This window comes from Chryseobacterium urinae, assembly GCF_030518295.1.
GTDB classification, from domain to species: domain Bacteria; phylum Bacteroidota; class Bacteroidia; order Flavobacteriales; family Weeksellaceae; genus Chryseobacterium; species Chryseobacterium mucoviscidosis.
Map to the genome: position 1 here is coordinate 1 of NZ_JAULSJ010000009.1, position 19,752 is coordinate 19,752.

20 protein-coding genes are annotated in these 19,752 nt (G+C 35.4%); 5 read left to right on the forward strand and 15 right to left on the reverse strand.

Going from position 1 to position 19,752, the window contains the following annotated elements; translation table 11 throughout:
- Positions 1-143 precede the first annotated feature (143 nt).
- Both QWT87_RS07135 and QWT87_RS07140 read right to left on the reverse strand, forming a co-directional pair.
- Positions 144-1,238 carry a glycosyltransferase gene (locus QWT87_RS07135; protein WP_302715201.1) on the reverse strand — a complete coding sequence of 365 codons (1,095 nt, stop codon included), beginning with the start codon at positions 1,236-1,238 and terminating at the stop codon, positions 144-146.
- On the reverse strand, positions 1,238-1,462 hold the full coding sequence (locus QWT87_RS07140; protein WP_108409427.1) for a uroporphyrinogen decarboxylase: 225 nt from the start codon (positions 1,460-1,462) through the stop codon (positions 1,238-1,240). The genes QWT87_RS07135 and QWT87_RS07140 overlap by 1 nt, the downstream gene beginning before the upstream one ends.
- Positions 1,463-1,614: 152 nt before the next feature.
- Between QWT87_RS07140 and QWT87_RS07145 the strand changes: the two genes are divergently transcribed.
- Both QWT87_RS07145 and QWT87_RS07150 read left to right on the forward strand, forming a co-directional pair.
- Positions 1,615-4,146: an ATP-dependent Clp protease ATP-binding subunit gene (locus tag QWT87_RS07145; protein WP_076391020.1), complete on the forward strand. Its 2,532-nt coding sequence runs from the start codon at positions 1,615-1,617 to the stop codon at positions 4,144-4,146.
- Between the two features lie 136 nt (positions 4,147-4,282).
- Complete coding sequence (locus QWT87_RS07150) at positions 4,283-5,233, forward strand: Gfo/Idh/MocA family protein (RefSeq protein WP_302715205.1); 951 nt, start codon at positions 4,283-4,285, stop codon at positions 5,231-5,233.
- Here the strand turns inward: QWT87_RS07150 and QWT87_RS07155 are convergent.
- Entirely contained in the window at positions 5,230-5,757 is a 528-nt protein-coding gene (locus QWT87_RS07155; RefSeq protein ID WP_268052257.1) for a hypothetical protein, read from the reverse strand. The two genes, QWT87_RS07150 and QWT87_RS07155, sit on opposite strands and share 4 nt — an antisense overlap.
- 117 nt (positions 5,758-5,874) lie before the next feature.
- On the opposite strand from QWT87_RS07155, the gene mnmA reads away from it, so the two are divergent.
- A complete protein-coding gene (gene mnmA / locus QWT87_RS07160) occupies positions 5,875-7,062 on the forward strand; it encodes a tRNA 2-thiouridine(34) synthase MnmA (RefSeq protein ID WP_302715208.1) in 1,188 nt (395 codons plus the stop codon).
- 72 nt (positions 7,063-7,134) lie between these two features.
- On the opposite strand, the gene QWT87_RS07165 is transcribed toward mnmA, so the two are convergent.
- Both QWT87_RS07165 and QWT87_RS07170 read right to left on the reverse strand, forming a co-directional pair.
- Positions 7,135-7,599 (reverse strand): hypothetical protein, encoded by a 465-nt coding sequence (locus QWT87_RS07165; protein ID WP_302715459.1) that lies wholly within the window; start codon positions 7,597-7,599, stop codon positions 7,135-7,137.
- Positions 7,502-8,263, reverse strand: coding sequence for a glycine-rich domain-containing protein (locus QWT87_RS07170; RefSeq protein ID WP_302715210.1), 762 nt, complete (start codon positions 8,261-8,263; stop codon positions 7,502-7,504). Before QWT87_RS07170 ends, QWT87_RS07165 begins: the two co-directional genes overlap by 98 nt.
- 112 nt (positions 8,264-8,375) lie before the next feature.
- Between QWT87_RS07170 and QWT87_RS07175 the strand changes: the two genes are divergently transcribed.
- Positions 8,376-9,272 carry a hypothetical protein gene (locus QWT87_RS07175; protein WP_302715212.1) on the forward strand — a complete coding sequence of 299 codons (897 nt, stop codon included), beginning with the start codon at positions 8,376-8,378 and terminating at the stop codon, positions 9,270-9,272.
- 47 nt (positions 9,273-9,319) lie between these two features.
- Here QWT87_RS07175 and QWT87_RS07180 read toward each other — a convergent pair whose 3' ends face one another.
- From QWT87_RS07180 to QWT87_RS07220, 9 genes are all read right to left on the reverse strand, one after another.
- Entirely contained in the window at positions 9,320-10,063 is a 744-nt protein-coding gene (locus tag QWT87_RS07180) for a LytR/AlgR family response regulator transcription factor (RefSeq protein WP_108410102.1), read from the reverse strand.
- Positions 10,064-10,122: 59 nt separating this feature from the next.
- Positions 10,123-10,398: a 2TM domain-containing protein gene (locus QWT87_RS07185; RefSeq protein WP_087706730.1), complete on the reverse strand. Its 276-nt coding sequence runs from the start codon at positions 10,396-10,398 to the stop codon at positions 10,123-10,125.
- A 35-nt stretch (positions 10,399-10,433) separates the two neighbouring features.
- Positions 10,434-10,727, reverse strand: coding sequence for a 2TM domain-containing protein (locus QWT87_RS07190; protein WP_302715216.1), 294 nt, complete (start codon positions 10,725-10,727; stop codon positions 10,434-10,436).
- A gap of 381 nt (positions 10,728-11,108) precedes the next feature.
- Complete coding sequence (locus tag QWT87_RS07195; RefSeq protein ID WP_302715218.1) at positions 11,109-11,675, reverse strand: methyltransferase family protein; 567 nt, start codon at positions 11,673-11,675, stop codon at positions 11,109-11,111.
- 30 nt (positions 11,676-11,705) lie between these two features.
- A complete protein-coding gene (locus QWT87_RS07200) occupies positions 11,706-12,014 on the reverse strand; it encodes a 2TM domain-containing protein (protein WP_302715220.1) in 309 nt (102 codons plus the stop codon).
- Positions 12,015-12,019: 5 nt separating this feature from the next.
- Entirely contained in the window at positions 12,020-13,342 is a 1,323-nt protein-coding gene (locus QWT87_RS07205) for a 2TM domain-containing protein (RefSeq protein ID WP_302715222.1), read from the reverse strand.
- 308 nt (positions 13,343-13,650) lie between these two features.
- Positions 13,651-14,301, reverse strand: coding sequence for a hypothetical protein (locus tag QWT87_RS07210; protein WP_302715224.1), 651 nt, complete (start codon positions 14,299-14,301; stop codon positions 13,651-13,653).
- A gap of 69 nt (positions 14,302-14,370) precedes the next feature.
- A complete protein-coding gene (locus QWT87_RS07215; RefSeq protein ID WP_302715226.1) occupies positions 14,371-16,611 on the reverse strand; it encodes a TonB-dependent receptor in 2,241 nt (746 codons plus the stop codon).
- 225 nt (positions 16,612-16,836) lie between these two features.
- The gene (locus tag QWT87_RS07220) at positions 16,837-17,739 is read right to left on the reverse strand and encodes an AraC family transcriptional regulator (protein ID WP_302715229.1); all 903 of its coding nucleotides are present in this window, start codon (positions 17,737-17,739) and stop codon (positions 16,837-16,839) included.
- 145 nt (positions 17,740-17,884) lie between these two features.
- On the opposite strand from QWT87_RS07220, the gene QWT87_RS07225 reads away from it, so the two are divergent.
- A complete protein-coding gene (locus QWT87_RS07225; RefSeq protein ID WP_076391033.1) occupies positions 17,885-18,388 on the forward strand; it encodes a superoxide dismutase family protein in 504 nt (167 codons plus the stop codon).
- Positions 18,389-18,600: 212 nt separating this feature from the next.
- Here QWT87_RS07225 and rhuM read toward each other — a convergent pair whose 3' ends face one another.
- Complete coding sequence (gene rhuM / locus QWT87_RS07230) at positions 18,601-19,677, reverse strand: virulence RhuM family protein (RefSeq protein ID WP_302715232.1); 1,077 nt, start codon at positions 19,675-19,677, stop codon at positions 18,601-18,603.
- Positions 19,678-19,752: the final 75 nt, after the last annotated feature.

A 19,752-nucleotide genomic window follows, 5' to 3' on the forward strand; every position in this document is an offset into this window, starting at 1 on the left:
TGGGGCTAAAATTGCAGTCATCCATATCAGATATTTGACATAAATAAATTTGTCTTTCTGAAAAAACATAAAATAATATGAATAAACCATCTCAAAAGAATCAAGCTTAGATCCTTGTAGGATGACAAACTTAATAGAATTATCTAAAGAGAAGCTTTTTCAAAAAGCTGTAAGATTTTGGTTTCTTCGTTTTCCCAACAAAATACTTTTGCCGCTTTTTCAAGCTCAGTTTTATAGTTTAGGCGTCCCCTTTCAAGAACTTTATTCAAAGCCGCAGCTATTTTCTCTGGATCGTGATCTGTAACAACTTCACCTATATCAAACTGCTTTTTTATACGAAGCATTTCAGGGAAATTGATCATCACCAAGGGAACTCTGGATTGGATATAATCACAGACTTTATTGGGAAGAGAATAATAATAACTCACCCCATTATTTTCTTCAAGACTGAATCCTGTATCTGCTGTTTTTGTTACTTCTCTGAGATTTTCGGGCTTCAGTTTACCAAGAAAAAAAACTTTATGCTGAAGTTTTTCCTTCGCGACAAGATCTTCATACTCCTTCTTTTTAGGGCCGTCACCGGCAATTTTAAGAACAGCATTCTCAATTGAGTGCATGGCAACAATAACCTTATCAATTCCGCGGGATTGATTAACAGCTCCCTGATAAAGAATTATTTTAGGATTATTTTCCGGAATTTCGAGAGTAGAAATAATTTCTCTTGGAATATTTCTTACAACAACAGGATCTACTTTATATTTTTCCTTAAACCATTCGGCATAGCTTTCACTCTCTGTCATCATGAATTTAATTTTGGGTACAATTCTTTTTTCCAATACCCTCCAAACCTTTTGCGAAAGTTTATTCTGTATTGCGGGCATCTCTGTAAAAATTTCATGACTGTCAAAAACCAAAGGAATATTTAATTTTTTTGAAATAAGATAATTTGGCAGAAGCGCATCTATATCATTGGCATGAAGAATTGTATTTTTGTCAGCTTTTTTCTTTAATTCCTTATATAACTTCCAATTGAACTCAAAATACGCCGTTTTTAAAGTCTTAGATTTTATTTTTATCCTCTCAAAAGGATACGGACGCTCCATCTTTTCGTTTCCTCCCCAGTCATTGCCAATTAGTTCTATATTATATCCGCTGTCAAAAAGAGTTTTACATACTTTCTCTATTCTCTGATCAGTATAAAGATTGCTGAATGCTGAAGTTATTATTTTCTTCTTCATTAATTTTTCTTATCAAATATTAGATAATACATTTGAATAAAACAGATGAGTCCATTTGGAATAATAACCGGCCAAAGCATGCCGCTGAAAATTCCGTAAATGACAAAACAGATACAACCGATCATATTCACGATCCTTATTTTTCTAACATCTTTCAAGATGAAACTCAATACAATAAAAACAGATGCAGAATATCCTATATAACTTGCAAAATCAGAATTCATGAATAAAAATTTCGGGGAGACAAACTTAATCATTTTCAATAAGATAATAAAATTTTTTCTGCCATAAAGTCATTTATTGCTTTTTGGTAAAATATTTGTAATTTAGATAATGAATAAATGGCAATGTTGCTTTTATTCTAATGAGATATATTATGGATTATAAGTTTTCACAAGGTTTGAGCCAGGTGTTCAAACAAAGCAAGAGCGAAGCGAAAAGGCTCAAAAGTGAATTTCTTAATACAGAACATCTACTTTTAGGTATTATAAAAACAGAAAACTCTGCAAAAGAAATCCTTCAAAACCTTAATGCGGATCTAACACAAATCAGAAGAAAAATTGAAACTTTAAATACAGCAAGTCTAAATCCTATTTCTGAGGAGGTTACCAATATTTCTTTCACGAAAATGGCAGATCATGCCATCAAACGTGCTGAACTTGAATGCAGACAATACAAAAGCAATGAGATTAATACCGTTCATCTGCTTTTAGGCATTCTTTACAAATATGAGGACCCTACTTCAAACATATTAGGAGCTTACGACATCGACTATGAAGGAGTTTCAAAAGAGTATCAGACTATGTTGAAAAATTCCGGACAGGCTCCACAGATGAGTGCTTACGACGACGATGACGAAAGAGAAGATTTTGAGCAAATGAGAAAGCCTACAGGAAATTTAGGCTCTGCTAAAAGTAAAACACCAACACTTGATAACTTCGGTAGAGACTTAACTTCTCTAGCAAGAGACGGGAAATTAGATCCTGTTATCGGTCGTGAAAAAGAAATTGAGAGAGTTTCTCAGATCCTTTCAAGAAGAAAGAAAAACAATCCTTTGCTAATCGGGGAACCGGGAGTTGGTAAATCTGCCATCGCGGAAGGTCTGGCTTTAAGAATTCAGCAGAAAAAAGTTTCCAGAGTCCTTTATGGAAAACGAGTGATCACTCTGGATCTTGCAAGTTTGGTTGCCGGAACAAAATACCGCGGTCAGTTTGAGGAAAGAATGAAAGCGATCATGACGGAGCTGGAGAAAAACAGAGACGTGATCTTATTCATTGATGAGCTTCACACCATTGTTGGTGCGGGTAGTTCAACAGGAAGCTTAGATGCTTCCAATATGTTCAAACCGGCTTTGGCAAGAGGTGAAATTCAGTGCATTGGAGCTACTACTCTGGATGAATACCGTCAGTACATTGAAAAGGACGGCGCATTAGAAAGAAGATTCCAGAAAGTAATGGTGGAACCTACTTCTATTGACGAAACCGTTCAGATTTTAAATCAGATCAAAGATAAATACGAAGAGCACCACAATGTAATTTATACACCTGAAGCAATTGCAGCGTGTGTGAATTTAACTTCAAGATATATTACAGACCGTTTCCTACCGGACAAAGCAATTGATGCAATGGACGAAGCAGGATCGCGAGTGTATATTAAAAACATGAAAGTTCCTACCGAAATCATCGATTTTGAAAAGAAAATCGAAGAAATCAAGGAATTGAAACAAAAAGCTGTAAAAGCGCAGGATTATCTTGAAGCAAGAAAACTGAAAGATGAAGAAGAAAGGCTTCAGATGGAACTGAATTCTGCTCAGGATAAATGGGACAAAGATGTAAAAGAGAAAAAAGAAACCGTAACAGAAGAAAATGTAGCGGAAGTAGTTTCTATGATGAGCGGTGTTCCTGTTACCAAAGTTGGTAAAAACGAGCTTGATAAACTTGCCGGAATGGATGGAAACCTGAACGGAAAAGTAATCGGTCAGGAAGATGCGGTGAAAAAAGTTGTGAAAGCAATTCAAAGAAACAGAGCCGGTCTTAAAGATCCGAACCGTCCAATCGGTACATTCATTTTCTTAGGAACAACAGGGGTTGGTAAAACCGAGCTGGCTAAAGTAATGGCAAGAGAACTTTTCGAATCTGATGAATCTTTGATCAGAATTGATATGAGTGAGTATATGGAGAAATTTGCCGTTTCAAGATTGGTAGGTGCGCCTCCGGGATACGTTGGATATGAGGAAGGCGGACAATTAACAGAAGCGGTAAGAAGAAAACCTTATGCTGTGGTTCTTTTGGATGAGATTGAAAAAGCGCATCCTGATGTATTCAATATCCTGTTGCAAATCTTAGATGAAGGTCACGTTACAGACAGTTTAGGAAGAAAAATCGATTTCAGAAATACGATTATCATTCTTACTTCAAACATCGGTACAAGAGATCTTAAAGATTTTGGTGATGGTGTCGGATTCGGAACTTCTGCGAAAAAATCAACAACAGATTCCAGAGCAAGAAGTACGATTGAAAATGCGCTTAAAAAAGCATTCTCACCAGAATTCCTGAACAGAATTGATGATATAGTTATCTTTAATTCTCTTGAAAAAGAAGACATCAAGAAAATCATTGATCTTGAACTAAACAAATTGTATTCAAGACTTGAAAAATTAGGATATAAAGTGGAACTGACAGAAGAGGCAAAAGACTTTATTTCTGAAAAAGGATGGGATAAAGATTTCGGAGCAAGACCATTAAAAAGAGCGATCCAGAAATACATTGAAGATTTATTGGCAGAAATGCTCGTAAACAAACAATTAACAGAAGGAGAAACCGTAGTTCTTGATCTGAATGAAGCGAAAGACGGTTTGGCAGGGAAAACTTCGAAGCCGAAGAAATCTGCCGCTGAAAAGTCCTCTTAATCGTAAGTAAATAATTTAATATAACAGAAAAGCATCGGGAAAATTTCCGATGCTTTTTTATTGATTTTTTAAAACAATATTCTTAATTATCGGCAAATCTTAACTTTTTAGTATTTTTACGGCTCAATTAAAAAATATGAATATTTCTATATTAGGAACCGGTTTTATGGGCAAAAAACATAAAGCTATTTTAGAGCAGATTTCTAACGTTCGTATTAATGCGGAAATAGACTCACATTCAGAACCTAATTCTGATATTCATTTTCAGTCTCTGGAGCATTTTCTGGAAGAAAAATTAGAGACAGATCTGGTTGTGGTTGCCACACCGAATTATCTTCATTTCCAGCACACTAAAATCCTTTTGGAAAATGGATACAATGTACTCATTGAAAAGCCCTTTGTATTTAATCTTGAACAAGCCTATGTTCTTCGAGAAACTGCGCTTCAAAATGACTGCCGTGTTTTTCTGGTTATGCAGAACAGGTTTTCGTCTGTAACTTTATTTCTAAGCGAACTTGTAGAATCTAAAAAACTAGGGAAGATCTATAATATTCAGCTCAATGCATTTTGGAACAGAGGTGAACAATATTACATTAAAGACTCCTGGAAGGGAAAAAAGAATATGGACGGAGGCATTTTATATACCCAGTTTTCGCATCTTTTGGATCTTTTATGCTGTGTTTTCAAAGACGATTTTGCTGTTCTTTTCAGAGATTTAACCTCTTTTAGAAACTTTAATATCTCAGAAATTGAAGATACTGCCCTACTCGTTCTTCAGGGTAAAACAGGAACAAAAGTCTCCGTTAATTTCACCACTTCTGTTTTTGAAAAAAATCAGGAGACTTCACTTAATATTATTGCAGAGAAAGGCACTCTTAAAATATCAGGACAGTATTTCAATGAAATTACGTTCCAGCATATCGCTGACTGTCCCGAGAAATTTGAGATTCCATCTACTTCCAATGAAGAAAACCTTAAAGAAATGTATCTAGAGATCTTCAAATCTTTGCGAGGGAAAAAAAACAATGCTATTTTACTGAAAGACGGTCTAGGTCTGGTTGATCTTCTGGAAAAAATTTATTCCTAAAGCCCCACCACAAATCCGATATTCGGAACTAAACCACTTGAGAAAATACTCGAATTTTCTTTCCATAAAACATTATACATCAAGCCTAACTGTAAATAAGAATTATTCCCGATTCTCTGCATATACCCGCCGCCAAGATAAAGAGCGTCTTCATCTGCATTGGTTTTAAAATCATAAAACTTGTCTTTATAATTGATGAAGTAATGCTGATAATTGGCACTTACGAAAAACGTTCTTGCAATATAATAATTCAGAAAAGGACCAACTCCGAACATCGTAGAACTGTAAGCATTTGATTTCTGCCAGGAAACACTTCCCAAAACTCCACCTTCAAGATCGTCCGTAAGCCGGTAACCCACTCTTGGAGCCGCTGAAAGATTAAAGTAATTGTTACTTCCGAAACCAAATCCGATTCCGCCGCCGAAAGTCCAGCGATTGTTATTTTCAGGAGAAGCATTTACAGCAACCTGAGAAAAAAATAGTCCTGAACATGAAACACATAAAGAAATAATCAGTTTTTTCATATTTAAATTGTTTTTATCGATGTTTAAAATTATCACTTTTTTGCGAATCTTTTTAATTGTATTTTTGCAGCGTCAAACTAAGAACTCCCGTTAAGAGTTTCGTAAAATTGAAATAACATGAAAGTAGTAGTAGGATTATCCGGAGGAGTGGATTCCAGTGTTACAGCGTATCTGCTGCAACAGCAAGGTCATGAAGTGGTGGCTTTGTTTATGAGAAACTGGAACGATGCTTCGGTAACGCTGGAAGATGAATGTCCGTGGATCGAGGACAGCAATGATGCCTTAATGGTGGCTCAAAAACTTGGAATTCCGTTTCAGGTGATTGATATGAGCGATCTTTACAAGGAAAGAATCGTAGATTATATGTTCGACGAATATCAGAAAGGAAGAACTCCGAATCCTGATGTTCTCTGCAACAGAGAAGTAAAATTTGATGTTTTTATGAAGACGGCAATGTCTCTTGGCGCAGATAAAGTCGCCACCGGACATTATGCAAGAGTAGATTCAACGATCGATGAAAACGGAAAGGAAATTTTCCATCTTCTTGCCGGAAAAGACAACAATAAAGACCAGTCCTACTTCTTATGTCAGCTAAGTCAGGATCAGCTTTCTAAAGCATTATTTCCGATTGGAGAGCTTACAAAACCTCAGGTTAGAGAAATTGCTAAAGAAATCGGCTTGGTAACGGCAGATAAAAAAGATTCTCAGGGATTGTGTTTTATCGGAAAAGTAAGTTTACCGCAATTCTTACAGCAGCAATTGGTTCCAAAAGAAGGCGAAATCGTAGAAATTTTCAAAGATTCTCCCCTTTTTGCTGAAGAAATGCCTGAATTTTCGTTAAAACAGGAAGAATTGGAATACCTCAGCCGAAAAATCAATTACAAAAAGACAGACGGTAAAGTTATCGGAAAACATCAGGGAGCTCAGTTTTTCACGATCGGACAAAGCAAAGGACTTGGAATCGGCGGACATAAAGAAAGCTGTTTTATCATCTCCAGAGACATGGAAAATAATATTCTTTTCGTGGGAGAAGGACATCAGTTTCCGGGACTGCTTAAAAGAGCCTTAAAAATTGATAATTCTGAACTGCACTGGGTTCGTGAAGATCTGAGACTGAAAAACGGAGAATCGATGGAAGTAATGGCAAGATTCAGATACAGACAGCCATTGCAGAAAGCAACTTTATATCAGTTTGAAGAAGGATTCTATGTGGAATTTGAAGAACCGCAGTCTGCCATTGCAGAAGGACAGTTTGCCTCGTGGTACATCGGCGAAGAGCTGATCGGAAGCGGAGTTATTTCCTAAAATAAATCTTATCTAAATAATAATCCCGAAGCGTTATGTTTCGGGTTTTTTGTTTAGAAAAAATGTAAATTCCTATTTCATTTTATGGTTTACATAGAATAAATTAAGAAACACAGATACAATAATTTCCAATATTAAAATCATCATTAAATAACCAACCGGTTTTCCTAAAAAGATTCCTTTGGCTAATTTTATAACTCCTAATAGAAATATAGAAATCAGGAAGTAAAAAGTTGTTCTCGAAATGGTTTCTCCAAAAAATTTCAGCGCAAAAACAGAGGCATAAAATCCAAGGACGAGAATGAAATAGAATTTAAGAAAATAGTGTCCTTTCAAAGAAATCGGATCTAAAGTATGGTTGATTGCAATAATCCAGATCAGACTTATGAGCACCGGAATTGTGTGGATAAGGATTTTTTTCATGTGTATTGTATTTCGGTTAATCTCCTCCACCTCCGCAACCACCGCATCCGCTTCCACAACTGCTTCCGCAGGAACTGCCGCAACCGGAACCTCCGTCGCTGTGTGAACTGTCACTTCCGCAGGTGTAGAAAAAGCCGCCGTCACTTCCGTTATCTCTATTGTCTTTATTGGAAACGTTATTTGTACTGAATGCTTTTATAATCATTACGATCAGCACGAAGACGAAAATAAGAGTCAGGAATATTCCCCAACCTCCGTTATTGTTTTCCGTACAGGAATAGATCACCAAAGAACAGCTTAAAAGAATAAAAATTTTAACAAAAGGAGATATTTTTCTCTTTTTTGAAGGAATTTGAGTCGGTTTCCAGATATCTTTCGGCGGTTCCTGCTCAAATATTTTCTCATAATTTTCTAAAGTTTCCGCAAACCAGCTTTTATGTTTTTCATTTTCGCTTTCTCCGCCTTGTGATGGTTGATGATGCAGTTTCTGCTGCAAAACTTCGGGACAGAATTCTTCCCAGTAGTTTTGTGTGTAAATGAGATGCATATGCCATACTTTGTCTATAATTTCGCTTGGCGAAGCACCATTTGGAAGTTTACAGCAGAGATAAGCGAATTTTTTGTATTCATCAATTGCTTTTCGGGTAAATGTTTCTGTCCAGTTTTCTTCTTTTGCCAGTTTCTTTGAGAAAGGAAAATCGGCAGAAGATTCATCCAATGAGAATTCCTGAAGCCTGTTCCAGAGAGGATCATTTTGTAATACCATTTTTGTTTCCATTGTTTTAACTTTTAATTTCTACTCAAATATCGTTGGATGTTGAGATATAAAAGTCTTGTAACAGTCTCATTTGGTTTTAAAATTATCTTATATTAGTCTTATAAATTGAAAGATGAAAAAAGAAGATATACTACACATAGAAAAACTGATGAATTTTCTGGCGTTGCATTTCCTTAAGAAACATCACTGGGAAGATGTATCCAAAACCGAATGGTCTTATATTGTTTCAGAACTTAATGATCTGATTATTCAGGAAAATTCAGAGAAAAACAGTAAAAAAAGCCCGGATCTTTTAGGTTCAAATTACCTTTATGAACATTTGATTATCAATAAATTAAAAAAATATTACCAGAATGAAAATGCAGTATTGAGCAAGCCTAATCTTGCCAAACTCAGCATGATTGTTAAAGTTTTGGGATATTCGAGTTATATCGATTTTATCAATTCCAATACAGAATCATTCAATTTTAATGATCTGAGGATTGATATGAATAATGTAAAGCCAAACACCGCTTTGCTGGACCGTCTTGTCGGCTGTTGGTATTCCTACAACAGAAATCTTCCGGAAAATCCTTTACAGGCAAAAGAAGACCGGATCTGGCGTTCTGCAACGGAAATCTACAAATCTGAAACTTCCGGAGAATATTTCGTTGAAAGAAGCGGCGGCGACCGTCATAAATATTTTGGAAAAATAACAGCCTATTCCGATTATGTCTTTATCATCATGAACAGCAATACGTTCATCCGGCAGCGTCATTTTATCTCAAGAATAAAAGATATCAAGGAAAAGCTGAAAAATCCAGAGTATAAGCTCCATGAGTTGCATTTTATAAGTACGTGTATCAGTTTTAATCAGGAACCGATTGCTCTTTTCGAAATTTTCCAGAAAGCAGACCGGAAAACCTTTATTTCAGACTCCATCAGTTTCCCGATCGACAGCGATGAAATTCCGAAATCGATTATCAAACAGCTTGAAGACACGGAATCTAACCGTATAGATTACAGGTAGTTGATTTTGGTTGATGGATTCTGGTTCAGAGTTTTTTGTTTTGGGTTTTAACTTACCAACCAGTCTTTAAAATCTTTCACTCGGTCGCGGCTTACGGTAATTTCTTCCTGTGGCTGAAATTCCAGTTCAACTTTGTAATTGGGCGAAGTGTGGATGTTTTTAATAAAATCTGAACTGATGATAAACTGCCGGTTTACGCGGAAGAATTTCTTTTCATCCAGCACCTCTTCCAATTCGTCCAGTGTGAAATCCGAAGGATATGTTCTTTCCTGAGTCTGTAAATAAACAATTTTATTTTCGCTGAAAAAACAGCTTACTTCATGCGTCTGTACGATTTTCAGGTTGTAGCCTATCTTCACTAAAATTCTGGAAAGCGTGCTTTTCTCCTTTTTTATTAACTGCTTAATTTCGTGTGAATTGACGGAATTATCTGAAGGAATAAATGATTTGAATTTTTCGATCGCTCCGGCAAGATCTTCATCTAAAATAGGCTTCAGAAGATAATCGATGCTGTTCAGTTTGAATGCTTTCAGAGTGTACTGATCAAAAGCTGTCGTGTAAATAATAAATCCCTTTGTCGGAACTTTTTCAAAAATATCGAAAGACAGACCGTCTCCCAGAACAATATCTGAAAAGATGAGCTGCGGATGTTCATTTTCCGAAAACCACTGTACTCCTTCTTCTACCGATTCTATTTTCGCAACGATCTCAATTTCAGGAAATTCGTTAAGCATTCTTTCCAGTTTCCTTGAAGCGGGTTTTTCGTCTTCGATAATAACAGTTTTGATCATTGAGTTCCTGTTTTAGTTTTTTATAATTTTGAAATAAAAGTAATCAAAAATTGCCAATATTAAAACTTCAGCGGTTCTTTCGATTTTTTCATTTCTTTTTCCATCACTTCTCTTTCCCACTCAGAGTCCAGAAGGAACAGTTTTACGGCTTTTACGGTTAAAATAATTCCCCAGATGGTAAGAATGATTGATCCGTTCCACAATGAAAAATTAAATATTCCTTTTTCTAAAATATCGTCTCCGAAAATAATTACTGCCACGATCCCAAACCATAAAAGGCTTTTGTAGAATTTTTTAAGATCGTTTACTCTTTCCTGTGCCTGATTGTAATTCATAATAATTTATTTTTAAGGTTAAAATTGAATGTTGGTTATAAAGATTTAGTATTTCTTCTTTCTTCGTCCATCAGTTGTTTTATTTTTCTTTCTTCCCAGTCTCTTCCGATCCCGAAAGTACTCGCTGCGTGTGCTGCAAGACCTAATCCCCATCCTAACATCGGCCAGAAAAACCAAAGATAATGTGGTGATGTTAAAAGATTCAGCACAGCTAAAAATGAAATCACAAGGCAATACGAAGTAAGGTTTCCGTAAAATCCTTTCAGTTCTTTTACTCTTCTTGATGCTTTTTCGTATGCTAATTCTTCTTTGTTGGTGTAAGTTTCCATATTTTTTATTTTTAAAGATTAATTGTTTGTTTTGTTGAGACAAATGTAGGTCGGAAAACAGCCTCAAATCAATTTTAACTGACCGAACCGTAGATTATGCATCCTGAATTGTAAAAATCCCGACTCAACGGAGAATCGGGATTTTTTGATTTTGATGTTTTTCTTTGTTTTAGTGAGAAAACTGCGAAAATATAATGCGCTTTTTAGCTAAAAAGTCTGATGTGAAATACAGATTAATAGAAATGGGCTTTAAGCCAAAATTTATAATCAATTTCTTATATCGAATGATTTCTTAATTTAATTAGATTTCTCCTTCATCGAAATGACAATGTGAGGATTTTTAATGCTGATTTGTTGATTAAAAATCATCAAATAAGTAACTTAATAAACAAAAGGAATCAGCTTTTTCGTTTTTCTCCGGTATTCCAGATATTCTTCTCCGAACTGCTCAATTAAAGCCTTTTCTTCGACATTCATTCTGTAACTGAATGCAATGAAAGGAATCAGAAAAGCTAAAGCCAATGAGAGCCAGTTGTTTAAATACAATCCCAAACCCAACGAAGTAAGCAATGAGAAAGCGTAAGACGGATGTCTGAGATATTTGTAAAACCCTTCTTTCTTAATTTTATGATCTTCTTTGATTGTAACGTCAACCGTAAAATATTTTCCCAGAGAACGAATGATGATGAATCTTAAAATAATTCCGATCCATATCAGAACAACTCCTGAATAATAGATCCAGACCTCATCAGAAATGGGAAACCGTGTAACGTAAGAAACCGCAACGGCACTTACAATAGAAAGCGGAATGGCAATCCACAACAAATTTAAAGTCGATTTATCCTTTTTATTGTCTTTTTCTCCGGATTTCAGGATGTTTTTGTAAAGAAATTCGCTTAAAAACCACGCGACCATAGAAATGGCGAAAAGAATCTGTAAAGTTTTCATATCAAACAGTATTTGGAGGTGATGAACAATTTATCTGCCGTTCTTTTCGTTTTCCATTAGTTCTTTAATTTTTCTTTCTTCCCATTTATTTCCCAGCATAAACCCCGGAATAAACGTTCTCATTGCCGAAATGGCAACTCCGATTCCCCAGAAAAAAGGAAGCGCAAAAAATTTTAACTGAAAAATAGATTCATTCGGTTTTAATTCTGTGTAATTCAGATATAAAATGAAAATATTAACCGCAATATAAATGAAGACGGAAAAGTAAAATCTTTTGATTCTTTTTACCTGTCTTTCCGCTTCTTTGTATCTGAAATCATCTTTGCTTATCGGTTCCATGATGCTTATTTTAATGTTCTGTTTTGTTTTTCTAAAATTTCCCTGATCTTTCTTTCTTCCCAGCCTCTGCCAATGGCAAAAACGCTCATTCCGTGGGCAACAAGCCCGATTCCCCAACCTAACATCGGCCAATAAAACCACAGACGATCCGGACTGGTGATGAGATTTAAAATGATTAAAAAAGGAATGATGATGCAGTAAGAAATGAGATTTCCGTAGAAGCTTTTTATTTCTTTTACCCGTTTGTGCGCGCGTTCGTAAGATTCATTTTTAGTTTCGGCTATTTCATTTACAACATCCGGTTTAGAGGAAAGTACAGGAAGTTTTACTTTAAAATAATCTTCAGACTTTTCTATAAAAACATTTCTTTTGGTGAGTAAAGAATAGCGCTGTACAATATTGGCAAGACCGATTCCGGAGCTTTCTTTGATCTGCTCTCTTACCTGTAAATTATTTTCGATGCACAACGTATCATTTTCAGAGAAAATTTTAATGATGAGAGGTTTTGAAGAAGTGGCAAAATTATGCTTGATGCAGTTCTCCAGAAGAAGCTGTAAAGACAGCGGAACGACAAATCTTCGGTAATCTTCTTTTTTTACTTCAAAATCAAAATCTACGCTGTCCTCGAATCGTGTTTTAAGCAATTCGCAATAGGTTTTGGCAAATTCCAGCTCATCTTCCACCGTTACCAGTTCTTTGTCTTTCTGTTCTAAAACATATCTGTAAATCTTTGACATTGAAGCCGTAAACTTCTGAGCCTGTTTCGGATTTTCATCAATTAATGAGCTTAAAACATTCAGAGAATTAAACAGAAAATGTGGATCTAACTGGTTTTTAAGACTTTCAAACTGTGCATTGGCAGATTTGGCAATTAACTTCTGCTCAACAACCTCTTTCTTTGAAGTTTTTCTGAGCTCTTCCACGAAACCTTTGGCATGAAGGAAAGCCGAAATAAGCAGGGCAATATTAATCATGAACCAGTTGGAAACATTGTATTTGCTGGAAAAGAACTGTTCTGCGGTGGTTGCCTTCTGGATCACCACGAAATTCATGTAATTACAGAAATACACCAAAACGGTATTGGCAATGAGAATGGAAATAATGCTTATGATTGCTCTTGTTCTGGTGGTTTCAGACCAAGGGAATTTCCTGTTGAGAAAATCGTTGATGATGCCGTTTCCAATTCCCAAAACGAATGAATACATGGTGGAAACCAAAAGAGTGATGGCAAAATTTTCCAGTGTTTTTTCATCATTAAAAACAAAAAAGAAAAAAAATGTTGTTGCCAGTGATATCCAGAGTAATATGATGATGCTTTTGTATTTCATTGTAAGTTTTCTTGGTTCAAAATTAGGCTTTAATAAAAGTATTAAAAATTATTTTTCGCCGAACCGTCATTTTTTATGACTGAAACGCAAAATAAAACCTTCCGCAAAGAAGGTTTTTTTTAATTTTAAAGCACAAAAGATAATGTTAAAGTGAATTTCTATAATAATCATAGCGCTCAAAAGAATAAAAATCAAAGATTTTTAGAAACTGTTGTGTTCTTTTATTCTTGGGCTTATTAACTTTTTAAAATGCATCAAAATCTTTGTGGCTTTTGTGGTTAAATAAAAGTTTAAACAGACTTTTCACATTATTTTGCAGCTCCGCTTACAAAATATTCAGCTTCTGCTTTTCCCCAGTTGGGAGCGATTTTAGATTTCGGAACGTAGGTTTTAAACTTCGTTAAAGCATCTTTAAACTGTTCCATCCCTTTTGTTTTGCTTCCTCCAAACTGTTCCGGAGTGAAGTAAGTGTCTTCCGCTTTTATCAGGGCAATTCTTGGATTTTCGGGATCAAGGTTTTCCGCTTTTTTCAATTCTTCTATGGCTTTCATTCCGTCTGTCATGTATCTTTCTGTAGGATTTTCCATCATTTTAAGAGAATACGACATTTTTCTCAGCAGGTGAATTTCTGCATTGTCTTTTCCGGCAATGTTTTCCGCCTGATCCAGATATTTTTCTGCAATATTTGCCTGTGTTGAAAGCTCAGACATTTTTCCTTCTCTCATTAACATTCTTCCCTTTTGAATGTATGAAAACGAGGCATAATATGCAGGAAGCCATTCTTTGGTTTCTTTTTTTCCGATTCTGTCGAAGTCATTCGCCAGAGTCTGGAATTCGTCAAGAGATTTACAGTTTTCAATTTTGGCAATTTTATCAGACATTATTTTTTCATAATCTGTCTGGGCAAAAGCAGTTAAACTCATCAGACTTAAAGCAAAGGTTAATAGATATTTTTTCATGTTTTCTAAATTTTTAAGTTAATTTTTGTTTTGAATAAAGATATATTTTTAATTGAATTGAAATAACTTTTACAGATTATTATTGATGGCATCCTGCGTTTTGTCGACTCCGAAGCTGATGAATGCGCCTACAAAAACAAAGGTATTTACAGGCGGAACAACCGCTGAACTTCTCGATCCGTCCATTGAGAAATTGTAGCCGTATACATTTTTCGATCCCAAAATATTGGTTACACTCAGTACCAGAACCGTAAATGTTTTTGAATCTTTCTTTCCTAAATTCGGAAGATAATTCAAGCTGAAATTTAAGGCATTGTAATCTTTCAATTTTCCTTCATGTCTTACGAAATATTTCTGTTCACCATTTATATCCTGCGTTGCGATGTCATAATAAGGACGACCTTTTGCGTAGGTGTAGGAAAGATTGAAGCCTGTTTTCCATTCCGGAACAAATCTTTTGGCTACTGCGGAAAGGGTATGTTCGGAAGCGAAATTCGGTTTTAAACTCATCGGATAATTCATAAAATCTCTTTTTGAATCTAAGAATGAATAGCTGATCCAGTAATCTATATTGTCGAATGTTTTTTTGTCTCTCCAGAATAATTCCAGTCCTTTTGCATAGCCAAAACCGCTGTTGTTATCTGCTGTCTGTACAAATTGGTTCTGTCCGTCAATATACTGTAGGTTTTTTACCTTCAGAAGATCATCATATTTTTTGTAAAAAGCTTCAAATCTCAGACTTCTTCCTTCCGTTGTTCTCTGCACCTGAAAGATATAATGCTGTGATTTCTGGAAGTCTAAATTTGCAGGACCGTTGATGTATCTGCTTTCAGGATTCTGATAAAAAATTCCGTAAGCGAAAGAGGTAGTCCAGTCTTTGGCAAGACGATACGCTAAAGCCAGACGCGGTGCAATATTGTTTTTTCCAAGATAGGAAGAATGCTCTGCTCTCACTCCTATTTTTGCTGACAACTGATTGCTAAATCCTAAATCTGTTTCTGCAAAAGCTGAAGAGATCAGGTCTTTGTAGTTTTTCGTTACAAAATCGTTAAAATTTAATTTTTCGCTGGTACTGTTGAATTCAAAACCTCCTCTTAATGCGCTGATTTTATTTATTTTTCTTTCTAAAACTGTCTTGAAATTAATGTAATTTCCGTCATTCAGAAGTTTTGTGGTTCCGGTTTGGGTTTCATCTTTTTGGGTTGAAAAATCAAGGTCTGACTGATTATAGGAATAAGATGCTCCTGCATTCAGTAAATATTTTCCGAATTTCTGCTTGAAAGAGAGATTATGATAGGTATTTTTTCCTTTCAGTTTCACGAGAGACAGGTCATAATCTTCGGGTTCCAGACTTGGAGTCTGCACTGCCATTCTGTTGGAATCATATTTTCCATAATATTTGAAAAATCCGCCTGATTTTGTTTTAAATCTGAAATTCAGATCGCTGTTTATACTTTGTGGAGCTTCGGAAAAATTGGTGTTAAAATTGAAAATTTCCTGCATCAGTTTTAAGTTGGAATATCCAAGACTGGCTCCGTAAGAATAGTTTTTATTATTGCCCAATCTCTGAAATCCTGCGTTTAAAAAGATTGGAGAAACACCGAAATCGTAAGAACTCTGATCCGGAAGATCTACACTTTCCAGCATCAGTGCCCCCGAAAGAGCCTGACCGTACAATGCAGAATATCCGCCGCTTGAGAAAACATTTCCTTTGAAAAGAGAGGTATTGAAGCGGTCTCTTCCTGCAATTCCCGGAACCGAATTGGAAAAGTAATTATTGATTAAGCTTCCATCCATGAAAATTCTGGATTCCGTTCCTGTTCCGCCACGGATGAAAAGACCTTCTGTTTCTCCCACTTTCTGAACTCCGGGAAGATACGTTAATGCAGAAGTAATCTGTCCGTCCGCTCCGGCTGTTGTATAGATATCAATCGGAGTAAGTAAAGCTGTTGCTCTTTTTTTGTCGCTTGCTTCGATAGAACCCGCCGAAACGACTACCGCATCAATTTCATTAATTTGCTCTTTCAGTTCTGCATTTACAGAAACTTCCTGATTTTCAATAACAACCGATTTTTCAACATCAATGTATTTCGGATGGGTAAAAACAAGAGTCTGACTGCCTTTTTCTGAAGTTTCAAAAGAGAAATTTCCGTTGGAATCAGTTGTGGCTCCGTCGTAGGTGTTTTTTAGAGTAATATTTACCTCTCCCACTCCTCTGTTTTTGTACGTAACTCTTCCCGAAATCCTGGTTTGAGCAAAACTTAGTGCAAATGATAAAAAAGTGGTAAGAAATAATAATTTTGTTTTCATAGCTGTTTTATTTCGATTCAAAAGTATAACGAATTTTCGCTGCTTTTAAATTTTTGTTGCTGAGTGGTCGTTTTTGGAATCTGAATGGTCGTTTTTGATTTTTTGGTACTGAAAATTTACTTTGTAAAATATATTGACCACCCCGTCAAAAATTCTTTGAATTTTCGCCACCCCTCCAAAGGAGGGGAATTTTACTACTAATTGTATTATTAAACTGCGCTGAATTTAATGGATGGGAATGCAGAAATCGACGAGCATTTTTCCTTCCGGATGTTCTTTGTAATTGGTATGGTAGATTTCGAAAGGAAAAGCTTTTCTTACAGAATAATGGTTTTCATTCATCCAAAGAAAAAGGGAAACCCAGCATTGTTCAAAGTCATTTAAGGTGACTTCTCCGCTTCCGACAATGAATTTTCCGGCTTCAAGGGTTTCTGGGAAAATCTGGTTTTCCTGCTGTTGTAATTTTTCCTGTAAGAGCATACAGGCGTGAATTTGTACTTTATCTGGCGGAGTAACTTTAAAGCTGTCGTGATAAACGGAAATCATTTTTAGATTCTCTCGGGGAAATAGTTTTTTCTCGGTTGCCCAATCTATTAAGGTGTTGTAAGAGGATTTCACGTTGGCAATTCCAAGGCTCATTACTGCTGCGAGATTCATCTCCGGAAGTTCGGTAACTTTAATTTTTAAATTCATTGATGTCCATTTTAACAGGTTTTCTATATTGCAAATGTATTGTTGAAAAACTGCATCCATTTGTCCGTTCTTGCTTTGTTTTAATTGAATTTTATGAAATTTTTCGGGAGCCGATTTTCTGAATTCTGAGGGAGATTTTCCGTAATGCTTTTTAAATGATTTATTGAAAGCAGAATGACTGGAAAATCCCAGTTCAAGATAAATATCTTTTACGGTTATGTTCTTTTTTACGGCTAAATAAAAGGCACTTTTTTCAATTCTTTTGCGGATGATATAGCTTTGAAGGGTTTCATTGGTCATCACTCGGAAAATCCTGTGAAAATGAAAGGGAGAATAGGCTGCAACTTCCGCAACTTTTTCTAAAGAAAGTTCGGTATCGAGATTGTTATCAATGTACTGAATAGCTTTCACCATTCTTTTTCTGTATTCTTCCAATTTAAAAGCATTACCTGCAAAGGTATTGACATCGGATGAAATTGGTTTGTCTTTTATTGCTATTGATGAAAAAAGACAGGAATCGTAATGCGCTTTGAAAAATGTTGTCTAACTTTATCCGACAATCACTTTAAATCATTTAAAAATGAAAGGTACAACATTAGCATTATTGGCAGGATGTGCGTTTTTTGCGGTTTCATGCGGAACAACAAATACGTATCAGATCCTTTCCAAAAGCAACACACAAACGGGCGGAACGGCAAAGTTTACCCAGAAAGGAGATGAAGTTGTTATGAAACTGGATGTTACGAATCTTACTCCGGGAATTCATGCTGTACACATCCACGAAAAGGGAGACTGTTCTGCAGCAGACGGAACTTCAACGGGAGGACACTGGAATCCATCGAAAAACGATCATGGAAAATGGGGTGCTGAACATTTCCACATGGGAGATATCGGAAATCTTACGGCCAATCAGGATGGTGTGGCAACGCTGACTTTTAAAACGAATAAATGGTGTCTCGGATGTTCTGATGAGTCTAAAAATATCATCGGAAAAGGAATGATTATTCACGCCGCAGCCGACGATTTTCATACGCAGCCAACCGGAAATGCAGGAGGAAGAGTGGGTTGTGTGGAGATTAAGTAGTTTACTGCTTTTCTCTAAAATAAAACGAGGCTGTCTAAAAAGTATTATTTCGAACATAAACTAAAGGTTCACGAGTGAAGTTCTGAAATGTAGTTAAGAATCTTAATTTCTAGAGATTGTTCACTATTCTACGGAATGACAAAAATAAAATAATTTGACTTTTAGACAGCCTTGTTTTATTCTTTATGCTGATTAAATACTAGTTCTTTTTTTTAATTTGAATCATCATTTTTTTCCAAATTCTCCAAACTTTGCTTAATAGGCTCTGCTTTTTCAGAAACATTTCCTGTTACTCTTATTTCTTCTATAACTTTATCAAAATCAGACTTATATTCTTTATCCTGTATTATTCTAAACTTTTTGTATTCATTTTCTGCTAATCTTTTGGCTATAGTTGCACAAACTTTTCCTGAATCTTTTAAAACATCGTATTCATTAAATGAAAGAAAACTGTCCAATCTAGCTATCCAATCTACCATCTTCATTTCTTTTTGTCTTTTAGCCATATTTTCCGCAAAATCCAAATACATTGTGACAACCCTGTTTAATTCTCCCAATTCTTCTTCATTCAAATAGTTTTTAGCAACAGAAACATCCGTCTTTAATATTTTACCTCCCTTTTTCTCATTTTTCCAGGATGTTAATCCCATATTCGGTTTATTTGCACTAGCTCTCAATTTAATCAGTTCTGCAGCTGTATGATTATGAATTGCCCAGTGAAGTTTATTCTGAACTGTCGCGTAAAATTCTTTCGTAATGGGAGATTGAAGATCATAATCAACAGATGTTGCATAAATATCTGTAATCTTTTGATAAAAAAGTCTTTCGCTCGCACGAATTTCCCTTATTCTTTCAAGTAATTCAGCAAAATAATCTTTACCAAATAATTGATTTCCTTGTTTTAGTCTTTCCTCATCTAAAACAAATCCTTTTATTAAATACTCTTTTAAAATTGATGTTGCCCATCTTCTAAATTGAGTTGCTTTATATGAGTTTATTCTGTATCCTACAGATATTATCACATCTAAACTATAAAAATTTACTGGTTTTGTAGAGTTAGCAATGTGCAATTTTTGCACATTGCCTGTTTCAGACAGCTCATTTTCTTCAAAAATATTTTTAAGATGCTTTGTAATTCCACTTACGTTAATATCAAAAATTTCCGACATTGCTTTTTGAGAAGCCCAAATAGTTTCGCTCTCATTATCAACAAATACCTGTACACTAATTTTACCATCATCTGTCTGATAAAATATAAAGTTTGAAAGATTGTCTAAATTATTTTTCATCCTTTGTTTTTAATTATTAATATGATAACATTTCCATTTCATAGAAGCTTTTCCTAAGCATTAATACCTATTTGT

Bases quoted from the DNA above. Each gene is read 5' to 3' on its own strand.
- QWT87_RS07135 (WP_302715201.1), bottom strand. From the start codon at position 1,238: ATGAAGAAGAAAATAATAACTTCAGCATTCAGCAATCTTTATACTGAT.
- QWT87_RS07140 (WP_108409427.1), bottom strand. From the start codon at position 1,462: ATGAATTCTGATTTTGCAAGTTATATAGGATATTCTGCATCTGTTTTT.
- QWT87_RS07145 (WP_076391020.1), top strand. From the start codon at position 1,615: ATGGATTATAAGTTTTCACAAGGTTTGAGCCAGGTGTTCAAACAAAGC.
- QWT87_RS07150 (WP_302715205.1), top strand. From the start codon at position 4,283: ATGAATATTTCTATATTAGGAACCGGTTTTATGGGCAAAAAACATAAA.
- QWT87_RS07155 (WP_268052257.1), bottom strand. From the start codon at position 5,757: ATGAAAAAACTGATTATTTCTTTATGTGTTTCATGTTCAGGACTATTT.
- mnmA (WP_302715208.1), top strand. From the start codon at position 5,875: ATGAAAGTAGTAGTAGGATTATCCGGAGGAGTGGATTCCAGTGTTACA.
- QWT87_RS07170 (WP_302715210.1), bottom strand. From the start codon at position 8,263: ATGGAAACAAAAATGGTATTACAAAATGATCCTCTCTGGAACAGGCTT.
- QWT87_RS07175 (WP_302715212.1), top strand. From the start codon at position 8,376: ATGAAAAAAGAAGATATACTACACATAGAAAAACTGATGAATTTTCTG.
- QWT87_RS07180 (WP_108410102.1), bottom strand. From the start codon at position 10,063: ATGATCAAAACTGTTATTATCGAAGACGAAAAACCCGCTTCAAGGAAA.
- QWT87_RS07185 (WP_087706730.1), bottom strand. From the start codon at position 10,398: ATGAATTACAATCAGGCACAGGAAAGAGTAAACGATCTTAAAAAATTC.
- QWT87_RS07190 (WP_302715216.1), bottom strand. From the start codon at position 10,727: ATGGAAACTTACACCAACAAAGAAGAATTAGCATACGAAAAAGCATCA.
- QWT87_RS07195 (WP_302715218.1), bottom strand. From the start codon at position 11,675: ATGAAAACTTTACAGATTCTTTTCGCCATTTCTATGGTCGCGTGGTTT.
- QWT87_RS07200 (WP_302715220.1), bottom strand. From the start codon at position 12,014: ATGGAACCGATAAGCAAAGATGATTTCAGATACAAAGAAGCGGAAAGA.
- QWT87_RS07205 (WP_302715222.1), bottom strand. From the start codon at position 13,342: ATGAAATACAAAAGCATCATCATATTACTCTGGATATCACTGGCAACA.
- QWT87_RS07210 (WP_302715224.1), bottom strand. From the start codon at position 14,301: ATGAAAAAATATCTATTAACCTTTGCTTTAAGTCTGATGAGTTTAACT.
- QWT87_RS07215 (WP_302715226.1), bottom strand. From the start codon at position 16,611: ATGAAAACAAAATTATTATTTCTTACCACTTTTTTATCATTTGCACTA.
- QWT87_RS07225 (WP_076391033.1), top strand. From the start codon at position 17,885: ATGAAAGGTACAACATTAGCATTATTGGCAGGATGTGCGTTTTTTGCG.
- rhuM (WP_302715232.1), bottom strand. From the start codon at position 19,677: ATGAAAAATAATTTAGACAATCTTTCAAACTTTATATTTTATCAGACA.